9 protein-coding genes and 1 pseudogene are annotated in these 12,053 nt (G+C 72.4%); 4 read left to right on the top strand and 6 right to left on the bottom strand.

The window, feature by feature from the left end:
• The 6 genes and pseudogenes from AMK24_RS33085 to AMK24_RS08580 all read right to left on the bottom strand — a co-directional run.
• Nucleotides 1-172, bottom strand: a pseudogene (locus AMK24_RS33085) (MqnA/MqnD/SBP family protein); the annotation flags it as partial.
• Nucleotides 173-637: 465 nt separating this feature from the next.
• Nucleotides 638-1,951 carry a DUF58 domain-containing protein gene (locus AMK24_RS08600; RefSeq protein WP_073766775.1) on the bottom strand — a complete coding sequence of 438 codons (1,314 nt, stop codon included), beginning with the start codon at nucleotides 1,949-1,951 and terminating at the stop codon, nucleotides 638-640.
• 13 nt (nucleotides 1,952-1,964) lie between these two features.
• A complete protein-coding gene (locus tag AMK24_RS08595; protein WP_073766650.1) occupies nucleotides 1,965-2,984 on the bottom strand; it encodes an AAA family ATPase in 1,020 nt (339 codons plus the stop codon).
• On the bottom strand, nucleotides 2,981-4,228 hold the full coding sequence (locus tag AMK24_RS08590) for a DUF4350 domain-containing protein (protein ID WP_073766648.1): 1,248 nt from the start codon (nucleotides 4,226-4,228) through the stop codon (nucleotides 2,981-2,983). The genes AMK24_RS08595 and AMK24_RS08590 overlap by 4 nt, the downstream gene beginning before the upstream one ends.
• The gene (locus AMK24_RS08585; RefSeq protein ID WP_073766646.1) at nucleotides 4,225-4,917 is read right to left on the bottom strand and encodes a DUF4129 domain-containing protein; all 693 of its coding nucleotides are present in this window, start codon (nucleotides 4,915-4,917) and stop codon (nucleotides 4,225-4,227) included. The genes AMK24_RS08590 and AMK24_RS08585 overlap by 4 nt, the downstream gene beginning before the upstream one ends.
• Before the next feature lie 4 nt (nucleotides 4,918-4,921).
• Entirely contained in the window at nucleotides 4,922-6,127 is a 1,206-nt protein-coding gene (locus AMK24_RS08580; protein ID WP_073766644.1) for a hypothetical protein, read from the bottom strand.
• A gap of 140 nt (nucleotides 6,128-6,267) precedes the next feature.
• Between AMK24_RS08580 and mtnA the strand changes: the two genes are divergently transcribed.
• The 4 genes from mtnA to AMK24_RS08560 are packed head-to-tail and all read left to right on the top strand — an operon-like array spanning nucleotide 6,268 to nucleotide 12,009.
• Nucleotides 6,268-7,410 (top strand): S-methyl-5-thioribose-1-phosphate isomerase, encoded by a 1,143-nt coding sequence (gene mtnA, locus AMK24_RS08575; RefSeq protein ID WP_073766642.1) that lies wholly within the window; start codon nucleotides 6,268-6,270, stop codon nucleotides 7,408-7,410.
• 4 nt (nucleotides 7,411-7,414) lie between these two features.
• The gene (mtrA, locus tag AMK24_RS08570; RefSeq protein WP_199876390.1) at nucleotides 7,415-8,104 is read left to right on the top strand and encodes a two-component system response regulator MtrA; all 690 of its coding nucleotides are present in this window, start codon (nucleotides 7,415-7,417) and stop codon (nucleotides 8,102-8,104) included.
• Nucleotide 8,105: 1 nt separating this feature from the next.
• Nucleotides 8,106-10,145 carry an MtrAB system histidine kinase MtrB gene (mtrB, locus tag AMK24_RS08565; protein WP_073766640.1) on the top strand — a complete coding sequence of 680 codons (2,040 nt, stop codon included), beginning with the start codon at nucleotides 8,106-8,108 and terminating at the stop codon, nucleotides 10,143-10,145.
• Between the two features lie 28 nt (nucleotides 10,146-10,173).
• A complete protein-coding gene (locus tag AMK24_RS08560) occupies nucleotides 10,174-12,009 on the top strand; it encodes an LpqB family beta-propeller domain-containing protein (protein ID WP_073766773.1) in 1,836 nt (611 codons plus the stop codon).
• Nucleotides 12,010-12,053 lie beyond the last annotated feature (44 nt).

Raw genomic sequence — 12,053 nt, 5'->3', positions numbered from 1 at the left:
CGGCGAGGTCGTGCAGCTCGAAGTTCCGGTAGGTGAAGCGCGCCTCGTGGATGACCAGGCCCGCGTCCACCTCGCCGTCCCGGACGGCGGGCATGATCGCGTCGAACGGCATCACGACGACCTCGCCGACCCCGCCCGGGACCATGTCCGCGGCCCAGAGCCGGAACATCACCACCCGTTTCTCGGGGCCTCTGTCGAAACAAGGGGCCGAGCCGCAATCGGCGACCGCCCCGGACCGCGTGGGAGATCTGACCGTAGGGCGATCGATCGGTGACGCGTCCCTTGAACCGTGACCGCTCCCTTGAAGAGCTTGAACGCGCCTTCTGGCCGGCCACGGCATCCGACGACAGCCGCCTTGTCACTACTGCATCTTGCGGCAGCGGCCCATCGGCCGACGTCGGCAGTGGGAGCCAGGCGCACCCGGTGCGTACCCCGTAGAAGATCGCGTCCACGAGCTGCCGAGGAGGGCGCTTCTCCCGCCGTCCGCCCTACGGCCCGGCTCGCGCCGCCGGTAGCCACAGCTCGACCAGAAGCCGCTGCTCATCCGTCAGGTCCGACGGGCACCCGCCCTCGGGGCCACTCGCGCAAGGCTCAACGCCCCTCCGGCCCCGGGGCACGGCAGATCTCCAACGCGGTTTCAGAGACGGCCTGCCGCCTTCAGCGCCAGGTACATGTCGGCAAGAGCAGGAGCGAGGCTGTCCGGGGCCGCGTCCACGACGACGACGCCATGGCGCCGGAGCCTGTCGGCCGTACGGCGACGCTCCGCCTGGGTCCGGCCGGCCGCCGCCGCGCCGTACACCGACTCCACCGTCCCCCGGCCTGCGGCCATCTCCTCGATACGAGGATCGGAGACCGCGGCCAGCAGAACAGTGTGGCGCTGGGTGAGCTGAGGCAGGACCGGTAGAAGTCCCTCCTCCACGGGGGCGGCCTCCAACGTGGTGAGGAGAACGATCAGCGAACCGCGCGGCGTGTCGGTGAGGGCCGTTTTGCTGAGGCCGCGGGCATCCGTCTCGACGAGCTCGGGCTCCAGCGTGGCCAGGGTGTTGATGACGGGTGCCAGAACATTGCCGGTAGTCGTCCGCCCCCGAACCCGGGCCCGGACCCGGCGGTCATAGGCGAGAAGGCTCACACGGTCGCCCGCCCGCGTGGCGAGGGCGGTCAGAAGGAGCGCGGCGTCCATGGAAGCGTCCAGACGGGGGACATCGCCCACCCGGCCCGCAGATGTGCGCCCACTGTCGAGGACGATCAGGATGTGCCGGTCCCGCTCCGGGCGCCACGTCCGGACGGCGACGGTGGGCTGACGCGCCGTGGCCCGCCAGTCGATGGACCGGGTGTCGTCCCCCGGCACGTAGGCCCGCAGACTGTCGAACTCCGTGCCCTCACCGCGGGTCAGAACGCTGGTGCGGCCGTCGAGTTCCCGGAGCCGGGCAAGCCGGGACGGCAGGTGCTTGCGGCTGGTGAACGGGGGCAGGACCCGTACGGTCCAAGGGGCGCGATGCTGGCCCTGGCGTGCGGCGAGACCGAGCGGCCCGTAGGAACGGACCGTGATGCGCTCGGCCTGCCGATCGCCGCGGCGGGTCGGACGCAGGACGGTGACCAGACGGCGCCGTTCCCCGGAAGGGATCGTCAGCGTATGGCGGGAAGCGCGGTGCTCGGTGCCTGCGGCCCAGCTGCTGGGCGGCCAGGCGTCCCGCACCTGGGCGCGCAGACGTCGGCGGGACGTGTTGGTCACGGTCAGTTGCACTTCTGCTTCGTCACCCATTCGAACAGATGTGTCACCGGAACGGGTGAAACGAAGCGTACGCACTGGCGCGGCCAGGGCGTAGTCACACAGAATTGCCAGAGAGAGCGGGGCGTTGATCGCCAGCATCCCTGCCCAGCTGGGGGCGAGGATGCCTACGGGGAGTGACCCCAGGGCGGCCAGCAGCGCGGTTCGTCCGGTGAGGGCCATGGTGGTCACCGCCTCATCGGGGTACGGGGACGTGGGCGAGCACGGAGGCGATGACGGAGTCCGGGGTGACTCCTTCCATTTCCGCCTCGGGCCGCAGGTGGATGCGATGACGGAGTGTGGGGAGTGCGAGGGCCTTCACGTCGTCCGGGATGACATAGTCCCGGCCGGTCAGCCAGGCCCAGGCGCGGGCAGTCGACAGCAGGGCGGTGGCGCCTCGGGGGGAGACGCCGAGGGTGAGCGAGGGGGAGTCACGCGTGGCACGGCAGATATCCACGACATAACCGGCTATCTCGGGGGAGACGGTCGTCTTCGCGACGGCTTCCCGCGCTGCTTCCAGATCGGCGGCCCCGGCGACGGGGCGCACTCCGGCGGCCGTCAGGTCGCGCGGGTTGAAGCCGTCGGCGTGGCGGGTGAGGACGTCGATCTCGTCCTTACGCGACGGGAGCGGAACCGTCAGTTTGAGCAGGAAGCGGTCCAGCTGGGCTTCGGGGAGGGGATAGGTGCCTTCGTATTCGACGGGGTTCTGGGTGGCGGCGACGAGGAAGGGCTCGGGAAGAGGCCTCGGCGTTCCGTCGACGGTGACCTGCCGCTCCTCCATTGCCTCGAGGAGGGAGGACTGGGTTTTGGGAGGGGTGCGGTTGATCTCGTCCGCGATCAGCAGATGGGTGAAGACGGGACCGGCCTGGAAGGAGAATTCGGCGGTGCGGGCGTCATAGACCAGGGAGCCCGTGACGTCGCTGGGCATCAGGTCCGGGGTGAACTGGACGCGTTTCGTGTCGAGTTCGAGTGAAGCGGCGAGAGCGCGCACGAGGAGGGTCTTGGCGACCCCGGGCACGCCTTCGAGCAGCACGTGCCCCCGGCAGAGCAGCGCGACGACGAGCCCCGTGACGGCGGGGTCCTGGCCGACGACGGCTTTGGCGATCTCGGAGCGCAGAGCCTCCAAGGACGCGCGGGCGCTGTCGGACGGCACCGGTGCCGTGGGGCTCACAGGGGTCGCTGCGGGCTCCGCGGGCTCGGGGGTCGGGGCGCTCATGAAGTGCGTACCTCTCTTTCGAGGGCGTCGAGTTGATCGGCGAGGAGGACCAGGGCGGCGTCGGTGGAGGGAGCCGTACCGAAGAGCAGCGCGCCGAGGTCGCGGTCCGCGCCGGTGGTGCGCGCGGACACGGCGGGGAGGAGGACACCGGGGGCGTGCGCGTCGTGGGCGGGCACACCGACGAGAGGCGCGAGACGTGTGCGGGTGGCGTCCCGGAGGGTCTCGGCCGCCCGGTCGCGGGCGTTGGCCTTGCGGTAGAGGAGGGAGCGTCCTTCGGCGGTTTCGGAGGCGCGGACGGCCACCGGCAGCCGTTCCGTCACCAGGGGGCCGAGTCGGCGGCCGCGCCAGAAGGCGGCGAGCACGGCGGCCAGGGCGAGCTGAACCGTTCCCCACAGCCAGCCGGAAGGGACGAGATCGAGGAAGCCGTTCTCCTCTGCCGTGTCGCCCCCCGTTCCGTCCTTCGCCCGTTCATCGTTCCCGCCGCCGGGAGTGCCGTCGTCGGTTGTCGCGGATGGATCGCTGAGAGAGGGGAGGTACCAGACGAGATGGGGCCGGGAGCCGAGGAGTTGCAGGGCGAGCGAGGCGTTGCCCTGCTGGTCGAGTCGCTCGTTGTGGAGGAGAACGGGGGAGCCGATGACGACGGTGTCGCCGTCCGTCCCGTTCGGAAGGACGACCAGGGTGGGGAGGCCCGCGCTCGGGTAGCAGGTGACGGCCGAGCGGTCCTGGGCGGTGTAGCGGAAGCCGCCCATCTCCGCCGTGCCGGCCCGGCGGGCGGCGGGGAGCTCGCAGGCCGGGGCGAGGGTGCTGACGGCTTTCTGCCCCTCGGTGTGTACGCCGGGGGCGAGCCGGGTCGTGGCCGCGGGCCCCGGGGCGACCAGCAGGGTGCGTCCTGCGGAAGAGGCCGCCTCACCGAGGCGGAGCTGCTGAGACCGGGTCAGGAGGTTGGGGCCGGCGACCAGGAGCGTGGTGCCGGGGCCCGACGCGTCGGTGGCCTCGCGGAGGGTGGTGGCGACGGTGACGGATACGCCGCGTGCTCTGAGGAGTTCGGCGACGGCGCGGCTGCCCCGAGGGTCCGCGGAGCGGGGATCGAGTTGTCCGTGGCTCGTTCCGGAGCGTACGGCGGCGAACGTGACGCCGGCGACGACGAGGATGAGGACGGCCGCCAGGATGCCTCGGGCACGTGTCCACACCTGGCCGGGGGTTGCCGCCGTCGAGGTGGGGGAAGCGGTGGTCGCCGCGGTCATCCGGTGGCTCCTCGGGACGTTCCGGGCAGCAGCGGCTTGGCCTCGCCGAGATCGAGGTCGAGGGTGCGCAGGGTCAGGTACGCGGGCTGGTCCGCGGTGCGGCCTCCGTACGTCACGTCGTCGAAGCTCCGGGCGGCGGCGCGCAGCCGGGCCGCGTGCTCGGGCAGGGCGCGTCCTGCTTCTGCGGCGGCTTCGTCCGCGGTGCGCCCGGGGCGCGGATCGAGCAGGGCGCGCTCTTCCAGGGACCGCACGATGGCGCGCATGCGTTCCTGGACGGCCTCGGTCCAGCGCAGGGCCGCCGCGTGGGCTTCGGCGGCGGTGCGGTGCTGGGCCGCGCTGCGGGGGCCGTCGCCGTCGAAGAGCGTGTCCGTCCTCCGAGGGGAGCGCTGCGGGGTGCCGAGCCGCCACCAGAGGGCGGCGGCGAGGCCCATGACGAGGACGGCCAGGACGATGAGTCCGGCCGGCCCGCCGGGGGCGGCGCCCGCGGCGGCGTCGAACACCCCGGAGATCCAGTCCCAGAAATCATTCAGGGCGCGCTGGAAGAAGTTCGGATCGTTCTCGTGGTACATCGGCTTGGACAGTTCGCTCTCCGCCGCCTCCCGGGCGGGGAGACGTGGCGTGTCCACGGGTATGCCGCCGGCCGCGCCGTCGGCCCGTGCCGCGATGATGGCGCCCCCCGCCCCCGACACCCCATCAGCTCCTGGGGGTGTCGCCGTAGCCGGGAAGACCCGCGGCCCGTGCGAGGTCGAGGTCCAGGGCCTCGCGGCGGATGCGCTGGTCCACGTAGAGCAGGGCCGTCACGCCGCCGAGGAAGGGATAGACCAGCGTCGAGATGACCACTTCACCGATGCCCGTGACGATGAGGAAGGGCCAGCCGGAGGGGGAGCCGCCGCCTTCGAGGATCTCGCTGAGATCCGTGCCGTCGGCGATGACCGCGATCGCTCCGAAGGGCACGGAGACGATCAGGCTCAGGAGGAGGATCATCAGCTGGGTCAGCACGAGGATGCCGAAGGTGCGCCACCAGGCCCCGCGGACCAGCTTGGCCGACCTGCGGAGCGCGGCGACGACGCCTTGGCGCTCCAGTACGAGCGCGGGGGCGGAGAGAGCGAAATTCACCCACAGCCAGGGGATGAGGACGCAGGCCGCGAGGGAGCCGAGGAGAGCCAGCGCCGCGCCGGCCCCGGAGCCCAGCAGCAGCCCGGGGCCGATGCACACGGCCATCGTGGCGATGATGACCAGGGGCAGCAGCAGGGCCAGCCCGGTCAGGGGGAGGAGCCGCGGGCGGACCTCGGCCCAGGTGTCGGAGAGCGTGGTGGGCCGGCCCAGCACGGAGCGGCTGACCACCACGGCGACGATCGACGCGGTGAAGAGCGTGCCGATCATGGTGAGGAAGACGACCGGGCCCATGGAGAGCAGCGTCGACCGGGCGGACTCGGACGCCTGGCGGAGCGCTTCGGTACCGGTGGCGTTCGGGTCGACGGAAGTCGGCTTCGGCAGCAGATAACGCTGCAGGAGCGTGAGCGCGATCTGGGTGACCACCGCGATCCCCAGGCTGAAGCCGAGTGCGGTGCGCCAGTGGGCGCGCAGGGCGGAGACGGAGCCGTCCAGGATCTCGCCGAGGCTCAGGGGGCGCAGCGGGACGAGGCCGGGCTTCGCGGCCGGCGGCGGTGCCGCCCAGCCCTGTCGCTGCGGGCCGCCGCCCCAGCCGGGGGCCGGCGGCCGTGCTCCGGGGCCGCCGGGGCTGCTCGGTGGGGACCACTGCCCGGGAGGCGGCTGCTCAGGGGACCACTGCCCCGTCGTGCCGTTTCCGTCCTGGGGGTCGGAGGGACGGGGAATCGCCGCCTCCTTGCCGTCGGAGGGGGCAGATCCGGGCGACGCCCAGCCCGGAGAGTCGTTCATTCTCGCTCCTTCACCGTCCTGACCGCTCATCGGGGCGGCAGGTTGGCAGCCATCGTGCCACGCGCCCTTCGGGCGCGGACCGGCCGCTCCGTCTCCTTCGCACCTTCATCTGCGGGGCGTCCACCGGGCAGACTGGACGGATGGCTGATCAGGACGCGCAACCGCCGGTGGGCTACGAGCCTCCCCCGCTATCCGTACTCCGTTGGGAAGAGCCCCCGGAGGGCCCCGTACTGGTGCTCCTCGACCAGACCCGGCTGCCCGCCGAGGAGGTCGAACTGGTCTGCACCGACGTGCCCGCGCTGGTGCAGGCGATCCGGACTCTGGCGGTGCGGGGGGCTCCGCTGCTCGGGATCGCGGGCGGCTACGGAGTGGCGCTCGCGGCGGCGCGGGGCTACGACGTCGCGGAGGCGGCCGGTCTGCTGGAGCGGGCGCGGCCCACCGCGGTGAACCTCGCGTACGGGGTGCGCCGGGTGGCGGCGGCCTACTGGGAGGCCGTCCGGAAGGGGGCGGGGGCCGAGGCGGCAGCAGCGGCCGCGCTGGCCGGGGCGCGGGCCCTGCATCGGGAGGACGCGCAGGCCAGTGGGCGTATGGCGGAGTACGGCGAGGCGCTGCTGGAGGAGTTGCTGCCCGGCCGGGGGTACCAGCTGCTGACCCACTGCAACACCGGGGCGCTGGTCTCCGGGGGCGAGGGGACGGCGTTCGCCGTGGCGTTGCGCGTGCACCGGCAGGGACGGTTGCGACGGCTGTGGGTGGACGAGACGCGGCCGCTGCTCCAAGGGGCACGGCTGACCGCGTACGAGGCGGCCCGCAACGGCCTGGCGTACAGCCTGCTCACGGACAACGCGGCGGGGTCGCTGTTCGCGGCGGGAGAGGTCGACGCGGTGCTCATAGGCGCCGACCGCATCGCCGCCGACGGTTCGGTGGCGAACAAGGTGGGGAGCTACCCGCTGGCCGTGCTCGCGAAGTACCACCATGTGCCGTTCATCGTGGTGGCGCCGACGACGACCGTGGATCTGGAGACCCCGGACGGCGCTTCGATCACGGTCGAGCAGCGCTCCGGGAAGGAAGTGACGGAGCTCACACCCGCAGGGAGCGTGCCGGGCGACGATCGGGGCGTGAGGGCGCTCGCGCCCCTCGGGGCCCCGGCGTACAACCCGGCTTTCGACGTCACGCCACCGGAGCTGATCACGGCGATCGTCACCGAGGAGGGTTCGATTTCCCCGGTCACGGGGGTCGCATTGGCCGAGCTGTGTGCCAGGTCATCGCAGGTAACGATGGGCTGATGGGATGATGGCGATTATGAAGGGACGCGTCCTTGTCGTCGACGACGACACCGCACTGGCCGAGATGCTCGGCATCGTGTTGCGTGGAGAAGGTTTCGAGCCGTCGTTCGTAGCGGACGGCGACAAGGCACTGGCCGCATTTCGTGAGGCCAAGCCGGACCTGGTGCTGCTCGACCTCATGCTGCCCGGAAGGGACGGCATCGAGGTGTGCAGGCTGATCAGAGCCGAGTCCGGTGTGCCGATCGTCATGCTCACCGCCAAGAGCGACACCGTCGACGTCGTGGTCGGCCTGGAATCAGGGGCCGACGACTACATCGTCAAGCCGTTCAAACCCAAGGAGTTGGTCGCCCGGATCAGGGCACGTCTGCGGCGGTCCGAAGAGCCCGCTCCGGAGCAGTTGACCATCGGTGACCTGGTCATCGACGTGGCCGGCCACTCCGTGAAGCGTGAGGGGCAGTCCATCGCCCTGACCCCGCTGGAGTTCGACCTGCTGGTCGCGCTCGCCCGCAAGCCGTGGCAGGTCTTCACCCGTGAGGTCCTGCTGGAACAGGTGTGGGGCTACCGCCACGCGGCCGACACCCGCCTGGTGAACGTGCATGTCCAGCGTCTGCGCTCCAAGGTCGAGAAGGACCCGGAGCGGCCGGAGATCGTGGTGACGGTCCGCGGCGTCGGCTACAAGGCCGGACCGAGCTGAGATGCCCCGAGGCAGCGCTGCTCCGGGGCCCGGCGAGCCGGGAGTCCGTACGGAGCGGGCTGCCGGCCCGGGGCGGAAGGCGCCACGCATGAGCCGTTTCCCGAGGGTCGGCCGGCTGTTCGAGGATCGAACGCCCGGCGGGCCCGTTCCGCGCCTGCTGATGCGGTGGGTGCGCCGTCCCCTGCTGCCCGCCGTCCGGCTGTGGCGGCGCAACCTGCAGCTGCGCGTCGTCGCGGGCACGCTGCTGATGTCGGTCGTGGTCGTGCTGCTGCTCGGCTTCGTCGTCGTCGAACAGGTGCGCAACGGCCTGCTCGACGCGAAGGGCAAGGCCGCCCAGACCCAGGCCGCCGGCGGTTTCGCCGCGGCCCAGGAGAAGGCCAACGCCCCCCTCGTCCCCCAGGGGCAGAGTGGTGAGCACGCGGACGGCATGACCGGCAGCACCTCCTGGCGCACCGAACTCGTCGACCAGCTCGCCAGCGGCGGCAAGAACGCCTTCAACGTGGTGGCGCTCAGCGTCGACTCGGTCTCCGAGGGGACGAGCAGCCGTGCCGCGCGCGGTTCGGGCAGCGTCGAGGCGTCCAGCGTGCCCGACCGTCTGCGCCGGAACGTGGGCGAGGGGCAGGGCGCGTACCAGACGTACTCCCTGATCCGGTACTCGTACGGCAAGGAGTCGCAGCCGGGGCTCGTCGTCGGCAAGCGGCTCTACGACATCGACCAGCAGCCCTACGAGCTCTACTACCTCTTCCCGCTCACGCAGGAGGAGAAGTCCCTGTCGCTGGTCAGGACGACCCTGGCCACCGCCGGGCTGTTCGTCGTCGTGCTGCTCGGCGCCATCGCCTGGTTCGTGGTGCGGCAGGTCGTCACGCCGGTGCGGATGGCGGCGGGCATCGCCGAACGGCTCTCCGCCGGCAAGCTCCAGGAACGGATGAAGGTCACCGGCGAGGACGACATCGCCCGGCTCGGTGAAGCCTTCAACAAGATGGCCCAGAACCTCCAGCTGAAGATCCAGCAGCTGGAGGAGCTCTCCCGGATGCAGCGGCGGTTCGTCTCCGACGTCTCGCACGAGCTGCGTACCCCGCTCACCACCGTCAGGATGGCCGCCGACGTCATCCACGAGGCGCGCGCCGACTTCGACCCCGTCACCGCCCGCTCCGCCGAACTGCTGGGCGACCAGCTCGACCGTTTCGAGTCGCTGCTCTCCGACCTGCTGGAGATCAGCCGCTTCGACGCGGGCGCCGCCGCCCTGGAGGCCGAACCGATAGACCTGCGGACCGTGGTGCACCGGGTGATCGGCGGCGCCGAGCCGCTCGCCGAACGCAAGGGCACCCGGATCCGCGTCGTCGGCGACGACCAGCCGGTGATAGCCGAGGCCGACGCCCGCCGGGTCGAGCGCGTCCTGCGCAACCTGGTGGTCAACGCCGTCGAGCACGGTGAGGGCCGGGACGTCGTCGTGCGGATGGGCGTGGCCCAGGGCGCGGTCGCCGTGGCCGTGCGGGACTACGGGGTCGGGCTCAAGCCCGGCGAGGCGACCCGGGTCTTCAACCGGTTCTGGCGGGCCGACCCGGCACGGGCCCGGACGACCGGCGGTACGGGCCTCGGCCTGTCCATCGCGGTGGAGGACGCCCGGCTGCACGGCGGCTGGCTCCAGGCGTGGGGCGAGCCGGGCGGGGGATCGCAGTTCCGGCTGACCCTGCCGCGTACGGCGGACGAACCCCTGCGCGGTTCGCCGATACCGCTGGAGCCCGAGGACTCGCGGCGCAACCGGGACGAGCGGGAACGCCACGAGGCCGGGGCGGGCGGATCGGACGACCACCGGCTGAGGTCCGTGCCGGCCCAGTCCGGGTCCGGCGAGCGGTCGCCGCTGCCCGTGCCCCCGCGCGGTCCCGCCGCCCACCACGCCGCCCCGGCGTCGGTGCACCCCGCCGCGCTGCCCGGCAACGGGGCGCGCGTCGTCGCGCGCCCCGCCCCGGAACGTCCCGGGGGGCGGGCGGTCGCCGGCCTACCGGATTCCGACCAGGAGGACACCACTCGTGGGTACTGACCGCCGTCCGGGCGGCCGTGCCGGGGCGGTGCGGTTCACCGCGCTGCTCGGCTGCGGCATCGTCGTGCTGGCCGGATGCAGCTCCATGCCGGTGAGCGGGGACGTCAAGGCGGTCGACGCCTCGCAGCCCGGGGATTCCCAGGTGCAGGTGTACGCGGTGGCGCCCCGGGAAGGCGCGCCGCCCGCCGAGATCGTCGACGGTTTCCTGGAGTCGATGACCAGCGACGACCCCGCGTTCGCGACCACCCGGAAGTATCTGAGCGCCGAAGCCCGTCGTACCTGGCGGCCGGACGGGGGCACCACGGTGCTCGCCCAGGCGCCGAACCGGACCGGCCCCCTGATCCACGACGGAGCCAACCGGGCCAACCAGGACAAGGAGGCCACCTACACGCTGACCGGCGAGAAGGTGGCGGAGGTCGACGCCCAGAGTTCGTACCGCCCCCTCGCCCCCACCGACTACACCCAGAACCTGCACCTGGTGCAGGAGAAGGTGGCGGAGGGGAAGCAGGAGTGGCGCATCGACGTCGTGCCGGACGGCCTGGTCCTCGGGCAGTCCGACTTCAAGCGGCTCTACCGCTCGGTGAACAAGTACTTCTTCGCCACCGGGCTCACCGACGGCCGGCCGACGCTGGTCGCGGACCCCGTCTACGTACGCAACCGCACGGATCCGGTCACGCGGATGGACACCGCGGCCCAGACCGTCCGCACGCTGCTCGCCGGGCCCACGGACTGGCTGCGGCCCGTGGTCGACACCCGCTTCCCGGAGGGGACGGCCCTGCGCAAGGGCGTCATCGCACTGGCTCCGGACGATCAGAACGTCCTGCGGGTGCGGCTCAACGGGAAGGCCGACAAGGCCGGCCGCAGCGCGTGCCGGATGATGGCCGCCCAGGTGCTGTACACGCTCCGCGACCTCACCTCGGCGCGGGTCGAGCGGGTGGAGCTGGAGGGCGGGAAGGGTTCGCTCTGCGGGCTCGACGCCGAGGACGCGTCGGACTTCTCCGCCGACCGCGGCTCGGAGGGGGCCGACAGCCAGTACTTCATCAACGGCAAGGGCCAGGTGGAGCGGATCCCCGGCTCTCCCGACGGCGTCGGAACGCCCGAGCCGGTGACCGGGCCGCTGGGGGCGGGCGCCGTCCCGATGGGGTCCGTCGGGGTGGCCCGGGACGAGGAGCGGGCCGCCGCGGTCTCCGCGCAGGGGCAGAGCCTCTACGTGTCCTCCCTGGAGGAGGAGGGCGAGCTGCCCGCCCCTCTCGTCACCAGCACCGCGAAGAAGGCCGCCGACCGGCTCTCCCCGCCGAGCTGGGACGGACGCGGCGACCTGTGGGTCGCCGACCGGGATCCGGCCCGGCCCCGGCTGCTGCGGCTGGCCGGAGGAACGGGGGAGCCGCAGGAGGTCCGGGTACCGGGCCTCGACGGCGCCCGGATCGAGGCGCTGAGGATGTCCGCGGACGGGGTGCGGATAGCTCTGCTGCTGGCGAAGGACGGCCGCACGACGCTGAACATCGGCCGGGTCGAGCGCGGCGGGTCCTCCGTGGTTCCCCGGCTCTCGGTCGAGGACCTGCGCCAGGCCGCGCCCCAGCTCACGGACGTGACGGCCATCTCCTGGTCGGGGCGCAGCCGGCTGGTGGTGGCCGGCAAGGAGGAGGGCGGGGTCCAGCAGGTGCGTTACGTGCAGGCGGACGGCTCCACCTCGGGCTCCGGGGCGCTGCCCGGCGTGAACCAGGTCCAGTCGGTCGCCGCGGCCGACGACGAGCTGCTTCCGCTGATGGCGGAGACCGCGGACGACGGCATAGTGAAGCTGCTGCCCGGGGACAACTGGCAGACCGTTCTCCAGCAGGGCACCTCGCTGGTCTACCCCGGCTGACCGGGGCGGCCGGCCGCAGGGCGGGGCGGGGCGGGGTCGTCCAC

This window comes from Streptomyces sp. CB02366 (assembly GCF_001905905.1).
Lineage (GTDB): Bacteria > Actinomycetota > Actinomycetes > Streptomycetales > Streptomycetaceae > Streptomyces.
This window is presented reverse-complemented; position numbering and strand designations above follow the sequence as displayed.

Coding starts and splice junctions, on each gene's coding strand:
- AMK24_RS08600 (WP_073766775.1), bottom strand. CDS start 1,951: ATGGCCCTCACCGGACGAACCGCGCTGCTGGCCGCCCTGGGGTCACTC.
- AMK24_RS08595 (WP_073766650.1), bottom strand. CDS start 2,984: ATGAGCGCCCCGACCCCCGAGCCCGCGGAGCCCGCAGCGACCCCTGTG.
- AMK24_RS08590 (WP_073766648.1), bottom strand. CDS start 4,228: ATGACCGCGGCGACCACCGCTTCCCCCACCTCGACGGCGGCAACCCCC.
- AMK24_RS08580 (WP_073766644.1), bottom strand. CDS start 6,127: ATGAACGACTCTCCGGGCTGGGCGTCGCCCGGATCTGCCCCCTCCGAC.
- mtnA (WP_073766642.1), top strand. CDS start 6,268: ATGGCTGATCAGGACGCGCAACCGCCGGTGGGCTACGAGCCTCCCCCG.
- mtrA (WP_199876390.1), top strand. CDS start 7,415: ATGATGGCGATTATGAAGGGACGCGTCCTTGTCGTCGACGACGACACC.
- mtrB (WP_073766640.1), top strand. CDS start 8,106: ATGCCCCGAGGCAGCGCTGCTCCGGGGCCCGGCGAGCCGGGAGTCCGT.